21 protein-coding genes and 1 pseudogene are annotated in these 26,277 nt (G+C 52.2%); 13 read left to right on the top strand and 9 right to left on the bottom strand.

Going from position 1 to position 26,277, the window contains the following annotated elements; translation table 11 throughout:
- Positions 1 to 106: 106 nt before the first annotated feature.
- Both GXP72_RS10385 and GXP72_RS10380 read right to left on the bottom strand, forming a co-directional pair.
- The gene (locus GXP72_RS10385; protein WP_061715346.1) at positions 107 to 394 is read right to left on the bottom strand and encodes a hypothetical protein; all 288 of its coding nucleotides are present in this window, start codon (positions 392 to 394) and stop codon (positions 107 to 109) included.
- A gap of 240 nt (positions 395 to 634) precedes the next feature.
- Positions 635 to 1,495, bottom strand: coding sequence for a LysR family transcriptional regulator (locus tag GXP72_RS10380; RefSeq protein WP_048989552.1), 861 nt, complete (start codon positions 1,493 to 1,495; stop codon positions 635 to 637).
- 175 nt (positions 1,496 to 1,670) lie between these two features.
- Between GXP72_RS10380 and GXP72_RS10375 the strand changes: the two genes are divergently transcribed.
- Together GXP72_RS10375 and GXP72_RS10370 are read left to right on the top strand one after the other, a co-directional pair.
- Complete coding sequence (locus GXP72_RS10375; RefSeq protein ID WP_208763910.1) at positions 1,671 to 3,209, top strand: MFS transporter; 1,539 nt, start codon at positions 1,671 to 1,673, stop codon at positions 3,207 to 3,209.
- A complete protein-coding gene (locus GXP72_RS10370; RefSeq protein WP_048989553.1) occupies positions 3,206 to 3,499 on the top strand; it encodes a hypothetical protein in 294 nt (97 codons plus the stop codon). Before GXP72_RS10375 ends, GXP72_RS10370 begins: the two co-directional genes overlap by 4 nt.
- 271 nt (positions 3,500 to 3,770) lie before the next feature.
- Here GXP72_RS10370 and GXP72_RS10365 read toward each other — a convergent pair whose 3' ends face one another.
- Together GXP72_RS10365 and GXP72_RS10360 are read right to left on the bottom strand one after the other, a co-directional pair.
- Positions 3,771 to 4,196 (bottom strand): VOC family protein, encoded by a 426-nt coding sequence (locus GXP72_RS10365; RefSeq protein WP_208763822.1) that lies wholly within the window; start codon positions 4,194 to 4,196, stop codon positions 3,771 to 3,773.
- A 298-nt stretch (positions 4,197 to 4,494) separates the two neighbouring features.
- Positions 4,495 to 5,331, bottom strand: a complete 837-nt coding sequence (locus GXP72_RS10360) for a MipA/OmpV family protein (protein ID WP_208763821.1) — start codon at positions 5,329 to 5,331, stop codon at positions 4,495 to 4,497.
- 203 nt (positions 5,332 to 5,534) lie between these two features.
- Here GXP72_RS10360 and GXP72_RS10355 point away from each other — a divergent pair, with 203 nt between their 5' ends.
- From GXP72_RS10355 to GXP72_RS10345, 3 genes are all read left to right on the top strand, one after another.
- The gene (locus tag GXP72_RS10355; protein WP_048989556.1) at positions 5,535 to 6,212 is read left to right on the top strand and encodes a response regulator transcription factor; all 678 of its coding nucleotides are present in this window, start codon (positions 5,535 to 5,537) and stop codon (positions 6,210 to 6,212) included.
- A complete protein-coding gene (locus GXP72_RS10350) occupies positions 6,212 to 7,600 on the top strand; it encodes an ATP-binding protein (protein WP_208763820.1) in 1,389 nt (462 codons plus the stop codon). Before GXP72_RS10355 ends, GXP72_RS10350 begins: the two co-directional genes overlap by 1 nt.
- 137 nt (positions 7,601 to 7,737) lie before the next feature.
- Complete coding sequence (locus GXP72_RS10345) at positions 7,738 to 8,217, top strand: Rrf2 family transcriptional regulator (RefSeq protein WP_008502426.1); 480 nt, start codon at positions 7,738 to 7,740, stop codon at positions 8,215 to 8,217.
- Between the two features lie 66 nt (positions 8,218 to 8,283).
- On the opposite strand, the gene oqxB is transcribed toward GXP72_RS10345, so the two are convergent.
- Both oqxB and GXP72_RS10335 read right to left on the bottom strand, forming a co-directional pair.
- Positions 8,284 to 11,439 carry a multidrug efflux RND transporter permease subunit OqxB gene (oqxB, locus tag GXP72_RS10340; RefSeq protein ID WP_021241210.1) on the bottom strand — a complete coding sequence of 1,052 codons (3,156 nt, stop codon included), beginning with the start codon at positions 11,437 to 11,439 and terminating at the stop codon, positions 8,284 to 8,286.
- Positions 11,440 to 11,463: 24 nt separating this feature from the next.
- A complete protein-coding gene (locus GXP72_RS10335; RefSeq protein WP_208763819.1) occupies positions 11,464 to 12,639 on the bottom strand; it encodes an efflux RND transporter periplasmic adaptor subunit in 1,176 nt (391 codons plus the stop codon).
- A gap of 337 nt (positions 12,640 to 12,976) precedes the next feature.
- On the opposite strand from GXP72_RS10335, the gene GXP72_RS10330 reads away from it, so the two are divergent.
- The gene (locus tag GXP72_RS10330; RefSeq protein WP_208763818.1) at positions 12,977 to 13,327 is read left to right on the top strand and encodes a helix-turn-helix domain-containing protein; all 351 of its coding nucleotides are present in this window, start codon (positions 12,977 to 12,979) and stop codon (positions 13,325 to 13,327) included.
- Here GXP72_RS10330 and GXP72_RS10325 read toward each other — a convergent pair.
- A complete protein-coding gene (locus GXP72_RS10325) occupies positions 13,251 to 14,165 on the bottom strand; it encodes a LysR family transcriptional regulator (protein ID WP_244319946.1) in 915 nt (304 codons plus the stop codon). The two genes, GXP72_RS10330 and GXP72_RS10325, sit on opposite strands and share 77 nt — an antisense overlap.
- A gap of 100 nt (positions 14,166 to 14,265) precedes the next feature.
- Here GXP72_RS10325 and GXP72_RS10320 point away from each other — a divergent pair, with 100 nt between their 5' ends.
- The 5 genes and pseudogenes from GXP72_RS10320 to GXP72_RS10300 form a co-directional block, all read left to right on the top strand.
- A complete protein-coding gene (locus GXP72_RS10320; RefSeq protein ID WP_208763817.1) occupies positions 14,266 to 15,246 on the top strand; it encodes a nitrilase family protein in 981 nt (326 codons plus the stop codon).
- A 76-nt stretch (positions 15,247 to 15,322) separates the two neighbouring features.
- Entirely contained in the window at positions 15,323 to 15,640 is a 318-nt protein-coding gene (locus GXP72_RS10315) for a YebG family protein (RefSeq protein WP_208763816.1), read from the top strand.
- 92 nt (positions 15,641 to 15,732) lie between these two features.
- On the top strand, positions 15,733 to 15,948 hold the full coding sequence (locus GXP72_RS10310) for a DUF6500 family protein (RefSeq protein ID WP_090417165.1): 216 nt from the start codon (positions 15,733 to 15,735) through the stop codon (positions 15,946 to 15,948).
- Between the two features lie 699 nt (positions 15,949 to 16,647).
- Positions 16,648 to 22,542, top strand: coding sequence for a DUF3320 domain-containing protein (locus GXP72_RS10305; protein ID WP_208763815.1), 5,895 nt, complete (start codon positions 16,648 to 16,650; stop codon positions 22,540 to 22,542).
- 443 nt (positions 22,543 to 22,985) lie between these two features.
- A pseudogene (locus GXP72_RS10300) lies at positions 22,986 to 23,357 on the top strand (SgcJ/EcaC family oxidoreductase); the annotation flags it as partial.
- A gap of 82 nt (positions 23,358 to 23,439) precedes the next feature.
- On the opposite strand, the gene GXP72_RS10295 reads toward GXP72_RS10300, so the two are convergent.
- The gene (locus GXP72_RS10295; protein WP_024909121.1) at positions 23,440 to 23,895 is read right to left on the bottom strand and encodes a hypothetical protein; all 456 of its coding nucleotides are present in this window, start codon (positions 23,893 to 23,895) and stop codon (positions 23,440 to 23,442) included.
- Between the two features lie 428 nt (positions 23,896 to 24,323).
- Here GXP72_RS10295 and GXP72_RS10290 point away from each other — a divergent pair, with 428 nt between their 5' ends.
- The gene (locus tag GXP72_RS10290) at positions 24,324 to 24,947 is read left to right on the top strand and encodes a glutathione S-transferase family protein (protein WP_208763813.1); all 624 of its coding nucleotides are present in this window, start codon (positions 24,324 to 24,326) and stop codon (positions 24,945 to 24,947) included.
- A gap of 155 nt (positions 24,948 to 25,102) precedes the next feature.
- Entirely contained in the window at positions 25,103 to 25,840 is a 738-nt protein-coding gene (locus tag GXP72_RS10285) for a YoaK family protein (RefSeq protein ID WP_208763812.1), read from the top strand.
- On the opposite strand, the gene GXP72_RS10280 is transcribed toward GXP72_RS10285, so the two are convergent.
- Positions 25,790 to 26,239 (bottom strand): MerR family transcriptional regulator, encoded by a 450-nt coding sequence (locus tag GXP72_RS10280; protein WP_024909124.1) that lies wholly within the window; start codon positions 26,237 to 26,239, stop codon positions 25,790 to 25,792. The two genes, GXP72_RS10285 and GXP72_RS10280, sit on opposite strands and share 51 nt — an antisense overlap.
- Positions 26,240 to 26,277 lie beyond the last annotated feature (38 nt).

Below are 26,277 nucleotides of genomic sequence, written 5' to 3'. Positions count from 1 at the left end.
AAGTCATTCATAAATACAATGTCCGCTTTTCGCTCATAGCGAACCTTCACCTCAGTGACCTAGTCCGCTTCGTGCCAGAAGCGGACATTGCTAAGAGTCCCGAGGGTTAATGAAATTGAATTAGATCAATATGCAAAGCTAAAAATTGAAGTACGAAACCCAAAAGCATTAAACTGAGCGCAACGTAGGCGGAAATTTTATAACGAGTTTTTCGCTTACGGATTTTAACATTCCTCTCCCCGACCGTTGTTCCATCTCCCAAAGGCGTACCGTCCCCCAACCCTAAAGACACACCTTCATCATGTGATGGCTGAGGCAGCCCAAAGAAGAAAATTAGAATTACACCCAAAATATTAGAAGTCAGCCCTATTGTATTTAGTAACTCTGGTGTCATGTTATTTGTCCTTTAATTTTTAGTCTTGGAGGAGAAATTATCTCTATTTTCTGTGCCCATTTTCTCTTTCTCATAACACTATCAGCTCAAATGAAATCGTTATACAACACTCAACGGCCTCTGTCTGCTTTTCGCTCACAACAGACCTTCAGCCTAGCCATCTTGTCCGCTTCGTGCCAGGAGGGAACGTAACAAATAACTGTTTGTGTGGAGCAATGGGGAGCAGGCTAATTCAACTCTTTATTCGGAAACGACACCAGCCATCTCATACAGAAGATTTCCAAACTCAATAGCGGAAGGAGTCTTTCCCCTCCTGCTCCAAATGAGAGTGAAGTAAGCGGTCGGCAATTCTGGTAAACCGTATTGTCTGTCAATAACGGTCATCCCCGGCTCCAGGTCACTATGTGGTATGGCCGTAATAGCAAGTCCAGCCAGAACCGCAGCACGCAATCCCTGCTGGCTTGGTGATGTAAAGGCCATACGCCACTTAACGTCGGCTCCGTCCAGGGCTTTAACTCCAATCTGTCGATGAACACAAGGTTCCGGAGCAAATGCCAGAGGTAGTGGCGTGTCACACTTATATTCAAAAGATCGCGCTGCTGCCCAGACAAACTGTGTTTTTCGTAACACCATGCCATCATCGTGCTTACCTGACAAAGACATCACCACTGCCAGGTCCAGCCCGTTAGCATCGACTTCTGACTGCAAGTTCAAGTAAGTATCCACAGTGACATCCAGTCGAACATCCGGAAAAAGATGGGCGAATCTTGACAACAGAGGCGGAAGCCGATTTCCCATGAAGTTTTCGGGCACACCAAACCGCACCACGCCGGAGACTGAGGAACGCTGGAAACGGCGGACCAAAGCATCCTGAGCACGTAAAACCTGGTCGGCGTAACGAACGAAGTCTTCTCCATCTTCTGTCAGAGTCAGACTACGTGTCGTTCGCATCAGCAAAGGCGTGCCCGCCTGCTCTTCAAGGCGACGGATTTGGTGACTGATGGCGGATTGGGTAAGGTTCATTCGCTGAGCCGCCCTCGTGAAACTCCCAGTGTCCTTGACTGCGATAAAAGCCCGTAAAAGATTGGTGTCAAAGTCCATATCTACGATTAATGATGAAATTTAATTAATGAAACGAAATTATATCATTTCCGTCATAGCGTCAATGACGCCAAAATAAGAGCTCAAATATTAATTGCACCTCATGATAATAATGTCCGGCTTGTTTTAAAGCCGGGAATTAATGTTCAGCTATCTCAAGCTACAGGGAACCACCATGACCATCTCCCCCTCAGCCAAAAACGCATTAACTCTTGCGGCTGTCTGTCTGGCTTCGTTGATGTTCGGTCTGGAAATATCAAGCATTCCAGTGATACTACCTACACTTGAAACAGTATTGCTTAGTGATTTCAAAGAATTGCAGTGGATTATGAATGCCTATACGCTCGCCTGCACCGCTATACTGATGGCTATTGGCACTTTGGCTGACCGTTACGGGCGCAAACGCCTTTTTGTTGTCAGCCTGATGTTATTCAGCGTGACGACGTTAGTTTGCGGACTGGCAACAAATACGTCAGTTCTCATTGCCGGTCGCTTTTTGCAGGGTATGGCGGGAGGAGCCATGTTAATTTGCCAGATCGCAGTGTTGTCCAATCAGTTTACTGAAAGTGGGGCACGTGGAAAGGCTTTTGGCTCATGGGGCATTGTTTTTGGCTTGGGGCTGGGTTTTGGTCCGATTATCGGCGCCGCAATTGTCGCTATTTCAAGTTGGGAATGGGTCTTTCTCGTTCATGTTCCGATAGCTATTATCGCGTTAGCACTTGTATTTATGGGGGTTGAGGAATCTCGTGACCCTCAGGAACGCAGTCTTGATGTCAAAGGTATCGTATTCCTGTCACTGTCCGTATTTGGACTTGTCTGGTACATCACTCAGGCACCCACATTAGGCTTCATAAGTCCTGTTGCCATTACTCTCCTCGGTGCAACGCTACTCTGTTTGGTCATCTTTATCATGGCAGAACGGAGTAATAGTGCGCCTATGTTTGACTTCTCGGTGTTTCGTATCCGTCGCTTCTCTGGAGCATTGCTCGGTTCGGTTGGTATGAACTTCAGCTTCTGGCCCTTCATGATATATATCCCACTGTATTTTCAGAATGTTTTAGGTTATAGCAATGTCGCTGCAGGACTCTCACTATTGGCCTATACATTGCCAACATTGGTATTTCCACCAGTGGGCGAAAAGTTGTCCCTACGATACCGTGCAGAGGTTGTCATTCCGGCCGGGCTATTTACTATAGGAGCAGGTTTTCTTCTGATGAAATGGGGCAGTAGCCTGGAGTCTGCAAGTTGGTTAACAATGCTGCCGGGATGTCTGCTGGCGGGTATTGGGCTGGGTATTACCAATACGCCAGTGACGAATACCACAACAGGTTCAGTGGCGAATGAGCGCGCTGGAATGGCTTCTGGCATTGACATCAGCGCACGAATGATCAGCCTTGCCATCAATATTGCACTGATGGGGTTTATTCTTGTCGAAGGGATATCCGACTACCTTCGTTCCACATTATCAGGAGCAACGGATTTCACGCAATTGCGTCAGTTGGCTGAGGGTCTGTCTGCAGGAAATATTACGATGATGGAACAGATCACCCCAGTTATGAACATTTCCAGTACTACTGTCCAGGGAGCGCTATCTCAAGGTTTCGGATGGGTGATGATTTATGGTTCAGTTTCTGTATGGATATTGGCTATATGCAGTTTTCTTATTTTTAAAGAAAATGGCGTTAAGATACCTGTAAGTGGTGGTTGGAAATGAAAAATGAAATAAAGAAAACAGTAATCGAGATCATTAAAATACTATCCTCAAATGAGGAGGATTCATGGGCAAAAACATTTGAAAAACTGGCGATCGAGCTCGATATTGATTTTGAATCATCCATTTATTCATTGAAAAAACTTTACGGCGGGATGGGATCATTTAACGATATTGTTCTTCATAAAAATGGGATGCCTCTAATTCGAGAAAATGACGCATTAGATGATTTGAGATACAAGCTCTACAAGCAACTTGACCATGCAATCGGCTTGTTAAAAGCAGGTGATTGACCATAACGTCGTTACCAGCAACGCCAGTGAGGTACTGGCGACGTTTCCGGTACGGAATACCACGCGGCTCGCCGAAACATGGCCAATCGGCGGACAACACTAAGGTCCGCTTTCCGCTCACTGCGGACCTTAAGCACAGTCAGATCGTCCGCATCGAGCCAGAGGCGGACTGCGCCAGCCGTGTTCTGAATTGAGATTACTCGTAGGGAACGCCCTATTACACGGCTGATTTAGTCACCGCTAAACATCCTAAATTTCATCCATGGAGAAACTATTGTTCCTTTGAATACTCATCTGTCTCCGGAGAATAATGCTGACAAACACATGCCAGCTTATTCCCATCAGGATCGCGCAGGTAGGCAACATAAAAATCGGGACCGTACGCGGTTCGTGTACCCGGCGCGCCTTGATTCTTCCCGCCCGCAAGGAGGCCTGCCGCATGGAATTGTCTGACAAGGTCCGCGTTATCGGCACGGAATGCGAACATTGTCCCGTTTCCCGCCGTTGCGGGATGCCCGTCAAAAGGAGGGCAAATACAGAAGCTGAAACCCTCCTCCGGATTATTCTCATCTCCCCACATTGCCCAACCTTCTGTCCAGGCAGGCACACGTGAATAGCCAAGCACTCTAAAAACAGCGTTATAAAACGCCACGGAGCGCTGAATGTCATTTGTACCTATGGTGATATATGTCAGCATCTTATCACACCCTCTTTGCCGTTTATCTGAGCGGACATTATACCTGGAGGCTGCTCTGCCGATGAAATAAAACTGTACTCAATAAAGAATAGATTTATGTCTTATTTTGGAATGGATGTGGATATTATCATCCCCTCCGTGTTTGTCATTACAGCACAATGGAGCTTTAGATAAATCCGACAACCACGTGTGCAGTGCTGTAACTATCAGCAAGGATAACCGCCCCGCCATCTCAACCGGAGCGGCTTATCTACACTGTTAGTGCGCGCTCAAAACGTTAAGCCACCACAGCCATCCATCAAAAACTGTACGTCACCTTCAAACTCCCCGTAGGGGACGTTTTACGATGCACAATCGGGCTATCGCCCGCATCCCCCGTCAGCTGCGTAACGCCCGCAGAGGCAAGCACGCTCCAGCGCGAGGTGAGCTTGTGGGTCCAGTCAAGGTTCATCGACCAGGCATAAATCCCGGCCCCGGCGTCATGTCGGGCAAATCCCGATGCGGCCGACTGGGCGGCGTTGACCCCGTAATACGTCTGCATATACTTGTCGGATCCCCAACTGCCGGTCAGCGCCAGCGTCACCGCATTTGTTGGTGAGGTGTAGAACGGGCTGGAAATGCCGAAATGTACCGCTTCACCGTTGTCCCTTTCAGAAACCGGTACCTCAGCCTGCAGCTGCAGATGAAGCCAGTCGGTCACCTTGTACTCCAGCCCAGGCACAACGATAGCCGAGCCTTTTATCTCGCCCATCCCCCGCAGCTCGTCGCTGCCGGAGCTGATCGAATCGCTGCTCACGTCTTTATCTTTACGACCAACTCGATAGCTCAGCGCTGCGCTGTAATCCAGGTTACCAATGTTGTTGCCGTAACCGATCCCCCGCGTGGTACCGATAAAAAAACCGTTGGCCATGGCGTAATCCACCACCTGAGCTGCATTGACGCGAGTTTTATCTGAACCCGAGTAGCGTGGCGAGACGTCCACACCGCCCCCCAGGGTTAAGACGTTTTCGTGACTCTGTTCTGCCGCCAGTACGGGCGTGGCCAGGAACGCCAGAACGACGCCCGGCGCGATGTTTTTCAGGCTGCGGCCCGAAAGTAAATGGGGGAACGTATGACGCAGTTCGATGTTTCTCATTACAGAAGCCCTTTTGGATTCAAATGATGACGATGCATGCGGTTAACCGCCAGAACGCCCATTTTGAATACTGACCCTAAGGTTCTGATGAGCCGAAAATGAAGAAACACTGAAGCGCGAGCAGATGCTGTAACCCGGACAGATTTCCTGATACCGTTTTTTTCTTAAGATGTTCTTCATTCACGGTTGATACAGTTACCAGTGTGAAAATTCTACTAATCGAAGACGACCTCGATCTCGGCAATGGCGTACGTATCGCCCTCTCAGATCAAGGATTTGACGTCATATGGGTACGCCGTAAAGAGGATGCGCTGCATCAGCTGGACGTCTGCGTGCCGGAACTTATTTTGCTCGACCTGGGACTGCCTGACGGCGATGGCATGAGCCTGATGACGCGTTTGCGTCAGCAGCTCAAGGGGATCCCGGTCATCATCCTGACGGCGCGAGGCATGTTGCAGGATCGGCTGAGCGGGCTAGATGCCGGTGCAGACGACTATCTCGTCAAACCTTTTATTCTCGCCGAGCTGCTGGCGCGAGTCAGAGCCCTGGCGCGGCGCAGCTACGGTTTCGAGAATGAGGCGATAGAAATTCGAGGCTTATCTCTTCATGTCCCGACGCGTCGCGTGACGGTAAGTGCGCGCCATATCGATCTGACGGCCAGTGAATACGCGCTACTGGAAACGCTGATGCTGCGCGCTGACCGCGTGATTACGCGACGGTTTCTGGAAGAACGGATATTCGGCAACAAAGAGAACCTCAGTAATGCGCTCGACGTGCATATGGGGAATTTGCGGCGAAAGATCGGCGACGGCTATGTGCGAACGGTGCGGGGCGTCGGGTACGTCATTGATACCGTATCCATTCAGAAGGTGACCGGCTGATGCAAAACGTCTGGTATCACCTGAGACGCCCGACGCTGGTACGTCGAATTATCATCGCCCAGATGCTGCTGCTGACCCTGCTGTGGTGTCTTTTTGTCACCTTCATTCTGTGGGAGGACCTGCGCAGCCCTCCCATCCTCACGGGCAGTAAAACGTACGACACCGTTTTTACCCTGGCCGAGCGTATGGACGGACGCCCGCAGGACCGTACCGCCGTGCTGGAAGACTTCAGCCAGGCCCTGCGTGAAGGTTACGGCGGAGGGGAAGATCCCGTGCTGTCGATTAACCTCATCGTTCGCAAAAATAATACCGTTATTTTTGCCTCAGACGGTGCTCCCGCGGGGATAACAAACACCCGGTTCGGCGAACTGGAGCACGTTCAGAGTGGAGATCGTACCTGGACCAGCCGCACCCTCAAATCCCCTCACTCCGATGTGGAGGTTACCCTTTTCACCCCAGCCAGCGGCTGGAACTTCTTTATCTATCTGAACTCACGTGGCTACTACATCCTGCCGCTGCTGGTTTGCTTCCCTTTTCTGCTGTTTCCCGCGTGGCTCTCAATCCGCATTGCGATGCGTCCATGGAATAAGGTGGTCAATGAAATTACGTTACGCACGCCGGACGACCTCTCTCCTTTAAGAGCCGTACCGAAGCACCGGGAGCTTCGACAGATGGTGGACGCGATCAACGACTTCCTTGCCAGGGTGCGTGAAAGCGCGGAAAGGGAGCGAGTTTTCATCGCTGATGCCGCGCACGAGCTGCGTACCCCCCTCGCGGCGATGCGCATCAACGTGGAGGCGCTGCAGTCCTGGGTCATCAGCGAGAGCCAGAAGGAGCTGCTTGCGGGCGTGATTCGCAGCAACAGCCGCGCCGCGCGCCTCGTCAATCAGCTGCTGCTGATGATGCACAGTGAATCGCGCATTGATACGGCGATGGAACCCGTGCCGCTGACAACGCTTATTCAGGAACGAATGGCCGAGCTGGAACCGCTAGCGTCTGCGCGCAAAATTGAGCTGGAATTCTTTGCCGAGGATGGCGTCTGGATCCACGGCGTCAGGGAACGCCTGGTGTCGCTGATTGATAATCTCATTGAGAATGCCGTGAAGTACAGCCCCGAGGGCGGGCGGATTCAGGTCGACGTGAGCGCCTGCGATCGCGTCGTTCAGCTGCGCGTCTCCGATGCGGGCCCGGGTATTCCGGATGAGCTGCAGGAGCGCGTGTTCGACCGCTTTTTCCGCGATCCCAATCAGGTGCAGAGCGGCAGCGGGCTGGGGCTTGCCATCGTCAAAGCGGTGGCGCAGCAGCACAACAGCAGCGTAAACCTGAGTACGTCCTCGGAAGGCGGCCTCCTGGTGACGGTTGACTTCCCGAACCGCACGTTTAGCTAAAGCAGAACAGGGGGTTTGATCGCAAATGCCGCAGATTGCTTCAAAATAATTACCGTATTTGTTATATTGTTGTTTATTGCTTATTCACCTCTGCGGTGCCAAAAAGAACAAGATTCACCGCAACCCAGGACAGAGAAATGTTAGATTACCGCTTCCCGACAGCTTTGCAGATGGTTCTCAGCGTAGCGATGGCGGAGCAATTGGGTGAACGTTCGACAAGCGCGATTCTGGCCTACGGTCTGGAAGCAAACCCGAGTTTCATCCGCAAATTGATGGTTCCGCTGACGCGAGACGGCATTATCGTCTCAACGCTTGGCCGTAACGGCTCCATTCATCTTGGTCGCCCGCCGGAAGAGATCACCCTGCGCGACATCTACCTTTCGGTCATCGAAGATAAAAAACTGTGGGCGTCGCGCCCTGACGTACCGGCCCGCTGCGTGGTCAGCGCTAACGCCTGCTGGTACTTTAAATCGATTTCCGAAGAGGCTGAGCAGGCGTCGTTAGCGGTACTGGAGCGCCATACCGTGGCTAGCGCCCTGGAAGCGGTTAAAAACGCCGACAGCAGCGGATGGGATCCGCTCCCCGATCTCATTGCCCAGTATCAAAAAACGTCATAACGTTTTCCTGATGCGAAAAAAAACCGCCTTCACTGTGAAGGCGGTTTTTTATTATCAGCAACATCCCTACGCGGGCAGCACGTCCCTTTCCTCTTTTTTGCCGCGCGTGACGAACTTACGCAGCGTCACGTAGAACACCGGCGTCAGGAACAGACCAAACAGCGTCACCCCCAACATACCGGAGAATACCGTGATCCCGGTGACGCCGCGTACTTCCGCACCCGCGCCGTGGCCGAGGATCAGCGGAATGGTCCCGGCAATAAAGGCGATGGAGGTCATCACAATCGGGCGTAAACGCAGGCGGCACGCCTCCAGCGCGGCCTCCATGATGCCTTTGCCCTGAATTTCCAGCTCGCGGGCAAATTCCACGATAAGAATGGCGTTTTTACAGGCCAGCCCCATCAGCACCACCAGCCCTACCTGCACGAAGACGTTGTTATCGCCCCCGGTCAGCCAGACGCCAAACAGCGCGGAAAGCATCGTCATCGGCACGATGAGGATCACCGCCAGCGGCAGCGTCCAGCTTTCATACAGCGCCGCCAGGACAAGGAACGCCAGCAGCACCGCGACCGGGAAGACGATCAGCGCCGTGTTGCCCTGGGTGGCCTGCTGGAAGCTCAGATCCGTCCATTCAATGTTCATCCCGTTCGGCAGGATCTGCTTAGACATCGCGTCCAGCTGCGTCATCGCCTGTGCAGATGAGAGCACGCGCGGGTCGGCATCGCCAATCAGGTCCGCCGCCGGGTAGCCGTTGTAACGGATCACCGGATCGGGCCCGTAGGTGGTCGTGATGTTCACCATACTGCCAATCGGCACCATTTCGCCCTGGCTGTTGCGGGTACGCAGATTCGCAATATCTTCCACGCTGTCGCGGAACTGCCCGTCAGCCTGCGCCATCACGCGCCAGGTTCGTCCGAACTGGTTGAAGTCATTGACGTACGACGAGCCCAGATAGGTTTGCAGCGTCCCGAAAAGATCGGTCAGCGACACGCCCTGCGCTTTCGCCTTGTCGCGGTCAACCTGGACGTCCAGCTGCGGCACGTTAGCCTGGTAGGTTGAGATCGGGAAATGCATCCCCGGCGTCTGCATGATTGCACCGGACATGGTGTTCACCGCGTTTTGCAGCGCGCCATAGCCCAGACCACCGCGATCCTGAATGTACAGGGAATAGCCCGACCCCTGACCCAGCCCTAAAATCGGCGGCGGCAGAATAGAGAAGCCAAAGCCCTGCTGGATTTGCGCGATTTTCGCGTTAATTTCCGCGTTAATTTCCGCCGCGGAATGTTTACGCTGGTCGAACGGCTTCAGGCCGAAGAAGACCGTCCCGGTATTCGGCGTATTGGTGAACTGCAGCGCATTTAGCCCCGGAAACGCGACCGCATAATCCACGCCTTCGGTATTCATCCCGATTTCGCTCATTTTGCGGATCACCGCATCGGTGCGGGCCAGCGAGGAGCCTTCCGGCATTTTCACGCCGCCGATCAGGTAAAGCTTGTCCTGCGTCGGAATAAACCCGCCGGGTACCGCTTTAAACATGACGCCTGCGGCACAAAGCAGCAGCAGATAAACCACGAATACCGCGCCGCGTCGTCCCAGCGTTTTGCCCACCAGCCCCTGATAGCCGTTTGAGCTGCGGAGGAAAAAGCGGTTAAACGGACGGAAAATCCAGCCGAACAGACGGTCGATAAGCCGGGTCGGGAAATCTTTCGGCGCGCCGTGGGGCTTTAACAGCAGTGCCGCCAGCGCCGGAGAGAGCGTCAGCGAGTTAATCGCTGAAATCACCGTCGATATCGCGATCGTCACCGCAAACTGCTTGTAGAACTGGCCGGTAACGCCCGACAGAAACGCCATCGGCACAAACACCGCGCACAGCACCAGCGCAATCGCGATAATCGGCCCGGACACTTCACGCATCGCCTGGTGCGCGGCCGCAAGCGGCGCAAGCCCCTCTTCGATATTTCGCTCAACGTTTTCCACCACCACGATGGCGTCATCCACCACGATACCGATGGCGAGCACCAAGCCGAACAGGCTGAGGGTATTCAGCGAGAAGCCCAGCAGGTAGAGAATGCTGAAAGTACCCACCACCGACACCGGCACCGCGATCAGCGGAATGATCGACGCGCGCCAGGTTTGCAGGAACAGAATCACCACCAGCACGACCAGCACCACGGCTTCCAGCAGCGTTTGCACCACCGCACGGATCGAATCACGCACGAAGACCGTCGGATCGTAAGGTGCCGCCCACTTCATGTCCGCCGGGAAGCGCGTCGACAGTTCGTCCATTTTCGCGCGCACCGCGTTAGACAGATCGATGGCGTTCGCCCCCGGCGACTGGAAGATACCAATCCCGACCGCGTCTTTATTGTTCAGCTGGGAACGCAGGGCATAGCTCCCGGAGCCCATTTCAATCCGCGCCACGTCGCGCAGGCGGACGACCGTACCATCCTGCGTTGTTTTCAGGACAATATTGCCAAACTCTTCTTCGGTATGCAGGCGCCCCTGGGCGTTAATGGAGATCAGGAAGTCGCTCTCTTTCGGCAGCGGCTCGGCGCCAAGCTGACCGGCGGAGACCTGTACGTTTTGCTCCTGCATCGCCGTGACCACGTCCGAGGCGGTCAGCCCGCGCGCCGCCACTTTATTAGGGTCCAGCCAGACGCGCATCGCGTACTCACCGGAGCCGAAAATCTGGATCTGGCCGACGCCGGGCAGGCGCGCCAGCTCATCCTTCACCTTCAGCGTGGCGTAGTTGCGCATATACAGCGAATCGTACTTACCGTTTGGCGAAAACAGATGCACCACCAGCGTCAGCGTGGGCGACTGCTTCTGGGTGGTAATGCCCAGACGCCGCACGTCCTCCGGCAGACGCGCTTCGGCCTGCGCGACGCGGTTCTGCACCTGAACCTGCGCCTGATCCGGGTCAGTCCCCGGACGGAAGGTCACGGTGGTCACCAGCACGCCGTCCGAGCCCGCGACGGATTTCATGTACATCATGTTCTCAACGCCGTTGATCGCCTCTTCCAGCGGCGTCGCCACGGTCTCGGCAATCACTTTCGGGTTGGCGCCCGGGTACTCGGCGCGCACCTGCACGCTTGGCGGCACGACGTCAGGGTATTCGCTCACCGGCAGCAGCGGGATGGCGATTAACCCTGTGATAAAAATCAGAATCGATAGGACGGCAGCAAAGATCGGCCTGTCGATAAAAAAGCGGGAAAAGTCCATGGGTTGGATTCTCAGGTCAAGGGATCAGTTGAGGGCGGCGCTGGCGGTCATGGCAACGGTTTTGGCGTTTACCGGCATACCCGGCATAAACACTTTCTGTAAACCCTCGACGATGACTTTGTCGCCAGGGTTCAGCCCCTGCCGCACGATGCGTAAACCGTCTGCCAGACGACCCGGCGTAATGTCGCGACGTTGCGCTTTCCCCTCTTTATCCACGATATAGACGTATTTACGATCCTGATCGGTCAGCACCGCCTTGTCGTCGATAAGCGTAGCTTTGAACTCCGCGCTGCCCGGCAGGCGTACGCGGGCAAACAGTCCCGGCGTGAACTGACGCTGTGAGTTATCCAGCAGCGCGCGCATGCGGATGGTCCCGGTGCTCGGCGTGAGCTGGTTATCCAGGAAATCCACTTTGCCCTGATGGGGATAGCCCTCCTCGCCCGTCAGGCCAATCTCAACCGGCAGCGCCGTGTGATTGCTGGACGCCCCCTGCCCGCTGCGGGCCAGGTTTTGATAGTGAAGGTAGGTTGACTCGTCCACGTCAAAGTAGACGTACACCGTCTTCTGCGAGACCAGCGTGGTGAGGACGCTGGCGGTATCGCCCGCAGTCACCAGGTTGCCGCTGGTGATCAGCGCCCGGCTGGCGCGACCATCGATAGGCGCGGTCACTTTGGTGAAGTCCAGGTTGAGCTGGGCTGCGTCAACCGCCGCCTGCGCGGCGCGAATGTCGGCCTGCGCCTGAACGGCAGCCGAGCGACGCTGCTCCCACTCTTCACGGGAGACAACGTTGGTATTGACCAGCTTATCGGTACGGTTAGCCTCACTTTGCGCGAGGCTGGCCTGCGTTTTGGCCCTCGCCAGGTTCGCCTGCGCCTGTTCCAGCGCGGCGCGATAGGTACGGTCATCAATGGTGAACAGCACCTCGCCCTTCTTCACTTCCTGGCCGTCGGTGTAATTCACCTTATCAATGTAGCCGGACACGCGCGGGCGCAGCTGAACGCTCTCCACCGCTTCAATCCGGCCGTTAAAGCTATCCCACTGGCTAATCGATTTCACCACCACGTCAGCGGCACTCACGGCAGGCGCAGGTGGCGCGGCATTTTGCGCGACGCTGTTATCGCATCCGACGAGCAGCACGGAGAGCAACATGGCCCCCAGCGCGCTCAGATGAGAATTACCCCAGGTTTTTTGCAGGCTCATTATTTTTATTCCGATAATTGTCGCCACCGGGCAAGACGCAGCAGGAGGCACCGCGCCACTTCCTTTGTCCGGGGGCTGTCTTAAGGCCATTTGTGTCGTTCATCGCCACAAAACTGTAACAGTTGCGAATACACTATTCGCGGCGATTGTAGGAAGGCGCTTAACTAAGTGCAAGAATAATTGTTGCACTTTATGTGCTATTTGAGTGGATGTGAAAAGACCCGTTTCGGTCAGGGATTTAAATGCAACAATAAAACTTGCAATTACTGCAAAAACGCGCCACCTTTAAATGCAACAGACAAAGATACTTTTTCATCCGCTGCGTGGGGGTAACCAGATGAACACTGGCGCATTTATGCATGATTTACTCGACTGGATCGACAACAACCTGGATAGCCGTCTGGACATTGAGTCCGTCGCCAAGCGTTCCGGCTACTCAAAATGGCACCTCCAGCGCCTGTTCAAAGAGCATACGGGCTATCCCCTCGCAGGGTATATTCGCGCGCAAAAGCTGCAAAAATCGGTTGAGCGCTTAACCAGCAGCGATGAACCGATTCTGAACGTGGCGATAGCACTTGGCTTTGACTCCCAGCAGTCTTTCAACCGCAGCTTTAAGCGTCAGTATGGTCAGGCGCCTGGGGCATGGCGGCGGAGCATGGGTGGCCCGGAAACGCAGCAGCTACGCTAGCAATGAAATTGTCACGGATGACATCCTCCCTGCTTGCGTCCCAGGCAATACCCACCTCCCAGCTGATTGACTCCCCCGTTAGCGGAATAATCGCCAGCTCCGGCGGCGCGATATGCGTCACGCTGGTGGGCAAAATGGCCACGCCGATACCCGCAACCACCATCGCGACGATAGTTTGGATATCGTCAGTCAGCTGAGTCGAAGAGATGAAAAGACCGTTGTCATGCAGGAAGCGGTCAATCTGCGCGTTTAAACCCCGCCCTCGCTCATCATACAGCCGCAACAGAGGGCGTTTCGTGAGCCACTTTGCAGCAGACATTGCTGGCGACGCGGCGGGCGTAACCAGAACCAGCCGATCGGTAAATAACGGCAGGTATTCAAGCGCCACGGGGGGAGGAACCCTGACAAAACCGACCTGTAGCTCATCATTTTGCAATCGCTCATACTGCTGGAAGGAAGGCAGATCCGTCAATGACATCTCTACTTCCGGATAGTCTCGACGAAAGTCAGCGATACAGCGTGGCGCCAGATAAAAGCTTGAGAGTCCGAACCCGACGGCGATATGCCCCTCCACGCCTTTTGATACCCGCTCAGCATGCTGCATAAATTGCCGGGTCTGCCTGACCACTTTTTCAGCCTCTGGCAGCAAACGCCTGCCGCTGGCCGTCAGTATTGCGCCGTGACGACCTCGTGAAAAAAGCGACATCTTCACCAGGGATTCGAGGAGATTAATCTGTTTGGTCAATGCCGGCTGCGAGATAAACAGCGCCCGCGCCGCATCGGCATAATTTCCTTTTTCAGCCAGTATCAAAAAGGCCTTTAGCAACCGGGTGTTCATTTTTACATTCCAGATGGTTATCGAATTAGGAAATGATTTGATTATACAGTTATCGGCAATCGTTATGTAATTCAGTCTCGATGACAACCGGAGACGCAACATGAACGAACTGACATCCTTAAAGGCGGCAACCGTACAGTTTCAGCATCAGGCCAGTAACAAAAAATACAATCTCCTGATAATGGAGAAATTTATTGAACAGGCGGCGCTTGAGCAGGTGAACATTCTCACTTTCCCTGAAATGTGCATCACCGGTTACTGGCATGTCCCTAAGCTCAGTGCTGCGGAGGTGTCTGCGCTGGCAGAGCCGGTTGCCGACAGCCCTTCCCTGACGCTAATACGCTCCCTGGCGATAAAACATCAAATGCTGATTGGCGCCGGGCTTATTGAACGCGCCGACGATGGCCGCTTCTACAATGCGTATGTTGCCTGTATGCCGGATGGCTCAATGCATACGCATCGTAAACTCCATGCATTTGAACATCCGGCCATCAGCAGCGGGGACAGCTTTACCGTCTTTGATACGCCGTGGGGCGTGAAGGTCGGTATCCTGATTTGCTGGGACAATAATCTTGTCGAAAACGTGCGCGCGACGGCGCTGCTGGGTGCCGATATTCTTCTCGCACCGCATCAAACTGGCGGTACCGACTCCCGCAGCCCTCACGGGATGAAGCCTATTCCGCTGGCGCTTTGGGAAGAGCGGGAAGCGCGCAAGGAAGAAATTACCGCGGCATTCAAAGGGCCAGGCGGTCGGGAATGGCTAATGCGCTGGCTGCCTGCTCGCGCGCATGACAACGGGTTATTTCTTCTCTTCAGCAACGGTGTCGGTGCCGATGATGACGAAGTGCGCACAGGCAATGCGATGATCCTCGACCCCTATGGCAGGATCGTGAATGAGACCTGGGCGGCTGAAGATGCGATGGTGAGCGCTGAGCTGGATTTAAGCCTGCTTGCTATGAGCACCGGACGCCGCTGGATCCATGGTCGCCGCCCTGATTTATACCAGATACTGACGCAGCCGCAGGGCTATGAACGTGACGCGATCAGCGCACGCTTTTCGAATGAGCCCCCTGCCCGCTAAAATGTGAGCAATTTTTAGCTGCAACATTAATCCGGAACTGTTATACTGTATATAATTACAGTATGAGGTGCGCATAATGGCTGTTGAAACAAAATTTGTTGTCGTTAGAAAAGGTGAAGAGAAAATGACATTTGCCAGTAAGAAAGAGGCTGACGCTCACGACAAGCTGCTCGATATGGCAGACGCGTTCACCGACTGGCTGTTGCAAAGCGGAATGCAGATGGATGAAACGCAGGCTGAAAATCTTGGCCTGTATCTCGCCGAGCAGAAAGAGACCGTGCAGCATATTCTGCGCACCAGCAAGCTTCCCGAGCTCAACGCTCCAACTGCTGCGGATAAAACAGAATCCGATGCGGCTGACACGAAAAAAATCAGGGCTGTGAAAGCGGCCTGATCGTCAGAACATCATCACCGATCCGGAAGCCGTAAGCAGACATATGCTTGCGGCTTTTTTAGCCAGAACATGAAAAGCGTAAAGGAGATGACGTGCGGCAAGCAATGAAGGAAAAAATCATCAGGATCTGTGATTCAAAAATCGCCTCTAAGGGAAGCGATGTTGGGCTTTCGTTTTATGCTTTTTTTGCTAATAAAAACGACGATCCTGAACTGCTTATGGAAGTGGCACACTGGTGGATTATGGAGATGAAACTGGACCATTTTGAAAAGGCTGAAAAGATCAGGAACCTTGTTTCAGCCCTCTAACACGCTAAAGCGGGATGGCCGGTAGCATTGCGGGATTTCATCGCTCTGACCGTCGCATAACTCCTCTGAGAGCAGTCTGCCAATGGTCGCTGCGCACGTAACGGCTGGGTGCAATAGAGGCGACGTAAACCTGGTTTAGTCAGTTATTTAAAAGCACATTACACTCTGAAGACACGAATGTTCAGTACTCTTAACTCTAACGTTATCAGTAGTTTTATAGTGCTTCCAATTACCCGATGTACCCAAGTCGTTTTCTGCGATGACCACCGATGTGATGACAGACAAATGAGAAATATCGGCTCACAGTAAGTATTTTAGTCATCATACATAGACAAATATCACGTAGAGAAAATATCCTGGTAATATTTAACCGTTCATTTTTAATGAATATATCCCGCGAGGGGATGATTACCCTCTTTATCCTGCCAATAACTGGATTATCGAAGCTGGAACAATCCGCAATCTTATTGCTTAAATCGCTAACAGATCCTTGTGAACTGCGGATAAATCTTAAGTTTCATGTGGCTTAGGCGTCTTTAATCCTTTATCGTATAAAGCATCAAAACAATTTTTAAGGGTATGTATCATGTCGACTAAAAGTTGGCCTGGTAGCCCCATTCAGCAGGATCTGTCCTACACCGGGTTGCTCCATCAATAAACATAGCCTGAGTATTATATTCTCATTGGAGACGGAATTTTATGAGCCTAAAGATATCTGTCAGTGTCGCCCATAAGCTGGGATTCACCTCACATCAAAATGCAGTTCCTCTGTTACGCGAACTGGTACTACATAACGAATCTGATCAAATGTACCAGGACTTAACATTGCATTTGCAGACAACACCTGCAGTGCTGGAAGCAAAACAGTGGAAAATTGATCGCTTGCTTCCTCATTCCACACTCGATATCCGTGATCGCGATATTAAGCTTGATGCAAAATGGCTGGCTGAGTTGACTGAAAGCGTGGTGTGCGAAATTACATTGTGTTTACGTCAGGGAGAGGATGAACTTTTTACAGTTAATTATCCGCTTGAAGCCCTGGCAAAAAATGAATGGGGCGGCGATGCGATGGTTGAATTGTTGCCATCTTTCATTACGCCTAACGACCCTGCGATTGATCGTCTGCTCAAAGCCACATCAGATGTACTTCGTAGCGCAGGGAAAAGAGAAGCCCTGGATGGTTACGAAAGCAAATCCAGAACTCGGGTCTGGGAGATAGCCTCCGCCCTGTGGACTGCCATTTGTAACATGAATATCAGTTATGCGCTTCCCCCTGCCAGCTTCGAACACAACGGCCAGAAGATTCGAACACCCGGAACCATCGTTGAAGCAAGGATTGCCACGTGTTTGGATACCACACTCCTATTTGCATCCGCTCTAGAACAACTCGGCCTAAACCCACTGGTCTTGTTAACGGAAGGTCATGCTTTTGTCGGCCTGTGGTTACAACCGCAAGAGTTTGCGCAACTTGTTACCGAAGATGTCTCAGCCGTACGTAAACGAATCGATTTAAAAGAGATGGTCGTATTTGAAACGACACTGGCAACACAAGCGCACCCAGCATCATTTACTCAAGCTTCCGTAGAGGCTTTACAGCATCTGACAGAAAAAAAATTCTACGCCGCCATTGATGTACGCCGCGCACGAATGCAAAAAATTCGCCCATTAGCACTGGGAACATTAGGTGCGACTGGTCAGAGTGAGGATACGGAACAGATTATTTCTCATGGATTTGAAGATGCGCCGCAGCTACCTTCATTTGATATTGAGCTCGACATCGCAGATGAAAAAGGTGTAACAAGCCGACTGGTCCAATGGCAACGAAAATTGTTAGATTTAACAACCCGGAACCGCCTATTACATTTGCCGGAAAGCGCTAAAGGCATCCGATTATTATGTGCTAACCCCGGGATGCTTGAAGATAAACTTGCGGAAGGTAAGCGTCTGCGTATTGTTTCTTTGCCAAATCTCGAAACGGGCGGTCGAGACGCAGAATTATACCAGCAACAGACGCATGAGAACTTACGTGATGAGTATGCACAAAATGCGCTGGAACGTGGCGAAGTTGTCTCCTCTCTTGAAAAAGAACGCCTGGAATCTTCTCTAATTGATCTCTATCGCAAATCCAAAAGTGACCTCGAAGAAGGCGGTGCCAATACACTGTTCCTGGCGGTCGGTTTCCTTAAATGGAAAAAGGCTGCCGATGACCCTAAAAGTTATTTCGCTCCACTCATTCTTCTGCCCATTCAGTTGGATCGGAAAAGTGCGCTCTCTGGCGTGACGATGCGTTTGCTGGAAGAAGAACCTCGCTTCAATCTGACTCTACTCGAGCTACTGCGAAACGATTTCGCGCTAACAATCAACGGGCTAGATGGCGAGTTACCAACCGATGAAAGCGGTATAGATGTTGATGGTATATGGAATGTTATACGCCGCGCAGTCCGTGATATTCCAGGCTTTGAGGTCACTCGCGATGTCGTGATCGGTACCTTTTCATTCGCCAAATATCTAATGTGGAAGGATCTCGTCGACCGCACACCGCAACTGATGGAAAGCCCGCTGGTTAAATACCTGGTTGAGCGTGGGCAGGAAAATGCCACGTTGGAAAAGAGCGGTGAAATCATAGATGTCGATGAACTGGATAACGAAATAGGAACACAGGAGCTTTTTTTGCCATTACCTGCAGACTCCTCGCAAGTTGCAGCAGTAGTGGCGTCCGCAAAAGGTCGCGACTTTGTGCTTGACGGACCGCCCGGGACAGGCAAGTCGCAAACTATAGCCAATATGATTGCGCACAACCTTGCACTGGGCAGACGTGTGCTGTTTGTGGCTGAAAAAAAAGCCGCTCTGGATGTCGTTTACCGCAGGTTGGAGGCACAAGGATTAGGTGAGTTTTGCCTAGAGTTACACTCCAGTAAAACCTCGAAAATGGATTTTCTAAAGCAACTTGAACGCGCGTGGGATGTGAGAGACGTGCTGACCACCCAAGAATGGGATGAGGAAGCAAGCAAGTTGCAAACTCTTCGTGACAAACTTAATGACGTTGTTCGTTTGCTTCATAAACGTTGGTCTAATGGTTTAACGCTACATTATGCAATGGGTCGAGTCATAAAAGATGCCAGTGCAGCGACACCGCGATTTACATGGCCAGCTGATACGCTGCATACAGCAGAACAAATGGAATATTTCCGGCTGATAGCCAGACGCCTAGAGCTTAACCGTGCTGCTTTTCAACAACACGGTGAACATTTTGCCGCTATTGCACAAACAGACTGGACGAACGGATGGCAGTCATCACTTATTGTCAGCGCGAAAGCACTACCTGGAAAAATAGAAGACCTGGAGCATGCGGCTGATACGCTACTCGAGACAAGTGGAATTGAATTGGATAGCAAAGAGCCAGCAAAACTGGCACAACTGCTCGCTTTTTGTGAACTCCTGACCAAAGCCAGTGGAATCGATCTCAGTTTTATGTTCACTCCCGATGCGGCAACTCGCATTCAGGCAGGCCATACTGCAATCGCTCTGCTTCAGGAGATAACAAACATCAAAGAACAGTTGTCAGTTAACTATCCTGCAGATAGCTGGCAGCACATCAATGTGCCGCAAATCCGTCAAGCACTAACACAAGCGGGTAAAAAATTCTGGTTCTTTGCCAACAGCGCGCGCAAAAAAGTTATACAGGGAGTAATGCAGCAACATGCTCTCAGTTCAGCACCGGATTTGGCTGCCGATTTACCTGTTATTGATCTGCTACAGCCGTTGTCACAACGACTATCTGCGATAAGTAGCGAGACGGCAACCCTCCCGGGCTGGAACAGTCTGGAAACAGATTGCGAAAACTTAGCAACGACACTGACACTTGCAGAAGAGATCCGCAACAAACTCGGCACATTAGCGTCCTCACCACAACAACTTGCACGGATTCGCAATGCCGTTAAAACCCTAGTTATTGATGGCAATGATTTGCTGGGGGCGACCGGTATAGTTGCGAATTCTTGCCAGAGCCTCCGTACTGCACTTATCGGGTTTAGCGAAGCCAAAACAACCTTCTGTGGCCTGATAAAAACGCAAGAAGAAAATCCATCGATCCCCACATTGCGGAACTGTGCGCAAAACATAATACAGAATTCATCCGCACTGAAAGCATGGAGTGACTGGAGTCGCGTGCGAGAGGAAGCTATTTCACAGGGGATGATGCCCATGCTGGATGAGCTTGCTAGCCTTGATACCTCAGAAACAAGTGCCTTAGAGATTTTCGAAACAGCCTACTGTCGCTGGTTCGCCTCCTGGGTCATTGATGCGGAACCACTACTCCATAATTTTGTTCCTGCCGAACATATGAGTGATATTGAGGCCTATCGCCAGCATACCGATCGACTGGCAAAGCTAACAGTTCGTTATATTCGAGCTCGTCTGTGCGGCGTAATCCCCGCAAAAAATGAAATAGCCAAACAGGGAGGTTTTGCCTTACTGAAACATGAATTACAAAAATCTCGTCGTCATAAGCCTGTACGGCAAATGGCCGCAGAGATGGGTGATGCAATGTCTAAACTAGCACCTTGCATGCTTATGAGCCCTCTTTCCGTAGCTCAATTTTTGCCTTCCAGCCAAGCTTTGTTTGATCTAGTAATCTTTGATGAAGCATCACAGATTTCCCCTTGGGACGCCATTGGCGCAATGGCTCGTGGTAAACAAGTTGTCGTGGCTGGCGATCCACGTCAGATGCCGCCAACCAGTTTCTTCAATCGAGGGGCAAGTGATGTCGACGATGATGTGGAAGAGGATATGGAAAGCATTTTGGATGAATGCCTTGCCGCCGGGTTATACAATCATAGTCTGAGTTGGCACTACCGTAGTCGGCATGAAAGTTTGATCACCTTCTCTAACCATCGTTATTATGATGGCAACCTGATCACCTTCCCTGCGTCAGAAACACGACAGAGTGCTGTTCAGTGGTGCAAGGTCGCAGGCGTTTATTCGAAAGGTAAAGGTCGTCACAATCAAGCCGAAGCCGAAGCCATTGTCGCAGAGACCGTAAAACGTCTAACTGATAAAAAATTTGTTGCTTCAGGTAAGTCAATTGGCATTATTACCTTGAACACTGAACAACAAAAGCTGATCAATGACTTGCTGGATAGAGCCCGTCAGCAACATCCAGCAATCGAGCCCTTCTTTCAGCAAGAGCTTGATGAACCCGTGGTGGTTAAAAACCTTGAGACAGTTCAGGGCGATGAGCGTGATCTAATTATGCTCGGTATAGGGTTCGGCCCTACCGAACCCGGTGCCAATACGATGTCTATGAGTTTTGGTCCACTCAATCGTGAAGGAGGCTGGCGACGCCTGAATGTTGCCGTCACGCGTGCGCGCCAGGAGATGATGGTATTTACCTCATTTGACTCTTCGATGATCGATCTCAATCGAACCAGCGCACGTGCTGTCGCCGACCTTAAGCATTTCATAGAATTTGCTCAAAGGGGCCCGGTAGCATTGGCGCAGGCTGTTCGTGGATCGGTTGGCGGCTATGACTCACCTTTTGAAGAAGCTGTTGCTAATGGCCTGAGAAGGAAAGGCTGGCATGTTGTTCCGCAAATAGGCGTATCCCGTTTCCGTATTGACCTGGGGATCGTTCATCCGGATAAACCGGGTGATTACCTGGTCGGCGTTGAATGTGACGGTGCCACCTATCATAGTGCTGCAACAGCCCGCGATCGTGATAAAGTTCGCAGCGCTATTCTGCAAGGCTTGGGATGGAAATTATTACGCCTATGGTCAACGGAGTGGTGGATTGATAAAGAAGGTGCGCTTGAGCGACTTGATTCGGCCATTCGCAATCTGCTTGAGGATTCCAGAGCTACTGATGCAATGCGCGCAGATGAAGCAGAACAATCTGCTGATATTAACGTTGAAAGAACTGCGGTTGCAGAGTCGGATGATCTCCCCTTAACTACCTTCAAAATGCAAGGTGCCAACGATGGAGAGATCTCCGCTTCTGTAGAAGTGATAAAGCAACCGAGCAAAGAGCCTGAAGACGACGATAGCGCAGAGACCGCTGTGCCAGAGCTCAAATACGCCTCATCATCGACCCTGGAAATTACCCTGCTCGCTCAGGGCGCTAAATACATCGTTAATGACCTGCAAGAATGGAACAACAGAGTTGATGCCGAACGCTTCTACATCGGTGGATATGACGAAACGCTGAGAGGACTCATCGACTCAGTGGTGAAAGCTGAATCTCCACTGCTGGAAACGACTTTGGTACAGCGCATTGCACGCGTACACGGTTTCAATCGTGCTGGCAGACTAATTCGGGAAAGAGTGATGGAGTTGGTGGATCAGCACTATCATGTTGCGACAGATCATTTTGGTGAAAATTTTGTATGGCAGTCAACAACTCAGCAGGCAGACTGGAATACGTTCCGTTTGCCTGCGACAGAAAATGATATTCGCCAGATTGATGCCATCCCTGCTGAAGAGTTACGCGCATTGGTGTTGAGTATTAAAGGTGAGAACCAAATTGCAGAGATCTCCCGATCGTTGGGCATTAAGCGGCTAACAAGCCAGGCACGACAAAAACTGGAGTCATTACTGTAGGTCAGACAGGCTATTCCTGGGTTATCGACAGGAATAGCCTCTATTCTTTTTTTCAGTCCTTTGTTTTTCCCCACTAGCGCAAATTTAACCGCCTTGGTCTGGATGCGATGAATATTCGAAAAAAAATGGAACAAATAGCAGCATCCAATATCCGGTTCATTTCCGATGCTCGGAGATATGGATTTAACCAGCTTTGCCGTTGTCCCATTATCCAGGGATTCGTGACGCCGCTAGCAGCCCCTCACTGATTCATACCCGGCTACGCTAGTGGCCTTTAACAAGTTTTTAAAGAATCGCGAACTTCCGCTCCTCGCTCATAGCAGACCTAACGTTATCTGCCCCCTCAACTTTCCCATAACGCCCCGCCATAAAACCTGGTAGCTATACAAACACACCAGACTGTTATGTTAATACGCGTTACCCACTACAACGAGGAATCGAGCATGCCCCCACATCCGCTACGCCAGATCATTGAATCCTGTGACCATGCCATCACCACCAAAAACTATGACGCGCTGATGGAGTATTACGCCGAAGACGCGGCTCTGGTGGTCAAGCCAGGCATGACGGTTAAAGGCAAAGAGAACATCCGCAGCGCGTTTATTGCCATCTCTGATTATTTTCAGGATCAGCTGATCGTCGAACAAGGGGAGATGCAGGTGATCGAAGGTGGCGGTAATGCCCTCGTTATCATGGAAACCGTTCTGCGTTTTCCTGATGGCCAGGGTGGAATAACGGAAATGTCGCGCCGCGCGACCTATGTTTTTCGACAGGAAAGCGACGGTCGCTGGCTTTGTACCATCGACAACTCTTACGTACGTCGCTTCTGGATACCGGAAACCGATCGCGTTAATCACACTTTCAAAGGGGCGCTGCCGCCCCTCCACGCCTGCGCCCTTAATGTGTAGTGATGCGCGGCTCCTTCACAAACTCAGCCAGCAGCCACACCATATCGTGCAGCAGGCCTGTTAGTTCCTTCGCTATGTGAGCGTGCAGCATTCCCCCCATCACCGCCTGTGTCAGCGCCAGAACGTAGTCCACCTGAGTCAGGGTGTCCTGCCAGCAGTCCGGCACACAGGAGTTGATTTTCTCACCCATGATCAACTGTTCAATCAGGTATGGCGGAAGATCGGCATCGCAGAGCTCACGCAGCTTGCGCAGGGTCTGAAGGAGACGCTCGCACAGCGCAGTGCGGCTCGCGACATCATCGATTTCGACCAGCACGCTCACCAGCGCGGCGCAGTTGTCGGCGACGACAAACAGATCGGCATCAGCCGGAAGCGGCCGGGAGATAAGTTGCAGAATGACGTTTTCGTCAGATGGAAGATAAGTCAGGGTTGGGATAGTAGCCATACAAGGCATCCTTCTATATGCAATTCATTTAACCACCCAGTGAGTTCCTACGCTCGGGGGGTAGCGCTGACAGAGGTAGGAATACCGCCCATATAGAAAAACGGCCAGCCTTACGGCTGCTCCGCCAGCGCCACCGTTATTGTAACGAGATCGGCACTGCTGCGACATACGTAATGTCACTATATGGTTGACGGGTTCCTACGCCCGATTGCGGATGTGCCGCAACGCAGGCACTTTACGACCGCGACCCGTTGAGGAAAAGACATAACGCTGAATTTCATAAGGTTACTTTGCGGTTTGCGAGGCGCCTTCCAGAAACGTTTACCGGGGCCAGACAGAGCACGCCCCACCAAATTTTGCCCCAACCTTCCCCGTGCAACTGGTGTATTGTTTTTAGACAATTCATTCCTCTAAAGGACACCTGCGCAATGATCACCATCCTCGGCAAAACCACCTCCATCAACGTGCGTAAAGTACTCTGGACCTGCGAAGAAGCAGGCCTCGCGTATCAACAGGAAGATTACGGCAGTGGTTTTGCCTCAACGGAAACGGATGCCTTCCGTGCCCTGAACCCCAACGCCATGGTGCCGGTGCTGATCGATGATGATTTCGTGCTATGGGAGTCCAACGCCATCTGCCGCTATCTGGCGCGCAAGGCCGGACGTCACGACCTGCTGCCCGCAGAACCGCAGGCCTGCGCCAACGTTGAACGCTGGATGGACTGGCAGGCAACCGAATTCAATAATGCCTGGCGCTATGTTTTCCCGGCGCTGGGGCGTAAAAACCCCGACTTTAACGACCCTGAGCGCATTGCGGCGGGAATAAAAGAGTGGAACCACTGCATCACCATTCTGGAAAACCAGCTGCAGCGCACCGGCGCCTTTGCGGCATGCGAGACGTTTACCCTCGCGGACGTGGTGCTTGGGCTGTCGGTGAATCGCTGGAAGATGACGCCGTTTGATAAGCCAGACGTGCCCGCCATTGAGGCGTGGTTCGAGCGTCTTAACCAGCGCCCGGCGTTTTTGCGTCACGGCAATAACGGCATGGTGTAAAGTCTTCACGCCCCTGGCTTGAGCAAGGATATTTTATTTAATTACTTAACCCTGAAAGCCGTCAGAGGGAATAATAATTAAGCCATATCCTGGACAGCCCGTTGCACCGCTTTGCTAGCCTGACTATTCAGGCAAAGCTCAACCCGGAGGTATTCTTGCTGATTAGACTCAAGAAAGAACGAACGCATAAGGAGGATCGCCGGCTTGCTCTCTGGCTGGCGACCTCGGCAGGTTTGCTGAATGCCATCGCCCTCGGGGCATTCGGTTTTTTCCCCTCACACATGACCGGCAACACCTCACAGTTATCCAGCGAAGTCTCTTCCACTGACCTGAGCGATATCATTTTTTTCGGCTCGATTATTCTCTCCTTTGTCGCAGGCGCCATTCTTGCCCGCATGATTGTAATATGGGGCATTATCCATAACGTCAGGCTGGTTTTTTGCCAGATCCTGTTTGTCGAGGGGATATTGCTGACCGGCGTCTCCTTCTACGAGATGTATTTTCATGCCCTCACCAGCAACCGCGAGATTATTCTTTTCCTGTGCGGCCTGATGGGCATTCACAACTCCACCTCCACGCAGCTTTCCGGTGGACGGGTGAGATCGACGCACATTACCGGCACGCTAACGGACGCGGGGATATCCCTGGCCTCCGTACTGGTGGCGATGATGCGCAGGGATTACTCCAAAGATACGGCGGCGCAAAAAAGTCAGCTGAAAACCCACTTAACCACCCTGTTTTCGTTTATTACGGGCGGTATCGCGGGGCTGCTGCTTTTCCGATGGATTGGCTTTAACGCCATGCTAGCGCTTGGGCTGATGCTCGCCGTAGTCGCTATCGTTTCAATTATCACCGTCTCGACGCGGGTTAGACGGGTTCGCGCTACCGTCTGAGCGTTGCAGCTGCCCCAGCAGGCGCTGCATGTTGTCGTCGCAGGAGATCCCCTCCGGCCGGTTGGTGATACTCGCGACCAGCGTCAGCAATTCCCTGCGGTTTTCCTCAAGCTGCTTTTGCATCGCTTCTATTTCGGCAATACGCGTCTTCAGGGACTGGATCAGTCCCTCATGATCCCAGCGTTGTTGCGGCTGCGGCAGAAAGCGGCGTATTTGCTCGAGTGAGAACCCGGTACGTTGCGCGCTGTCGATGATGTTCAGCAGCGCTGCCGTCTCTTGAGAATACGACCGGTAGCCGTTCCCCTGCCTGACAGGGCGCGGCAGTAAACCTTCCGCCTCATAAAACCGAATACGCGACGGGGAAATACCCGTCATTTTCGACAGCTCGCCAATTTTCATTTCATCTGCTCTTACGCCTTGACCTTAAAGTTAACTTT

Origin of the sequence: Enterobacter sp. SES19 (genome assembly GCF_011765665.1) — a bacterium.
Taxonomy (GTDB): domain Bacteria; phylum Pseudomonadota; class Gammaproteobacteria; order Enterobacterales; family Enterobacteriaceae; genus Enterobacter; species Enterobacter pseudoroggenkampii.
The sequence above is the reverse complement of the archived record's forward strand: the minus strand, read 5'-3'. Positions and strand labels throughout refer to the sequence as shown.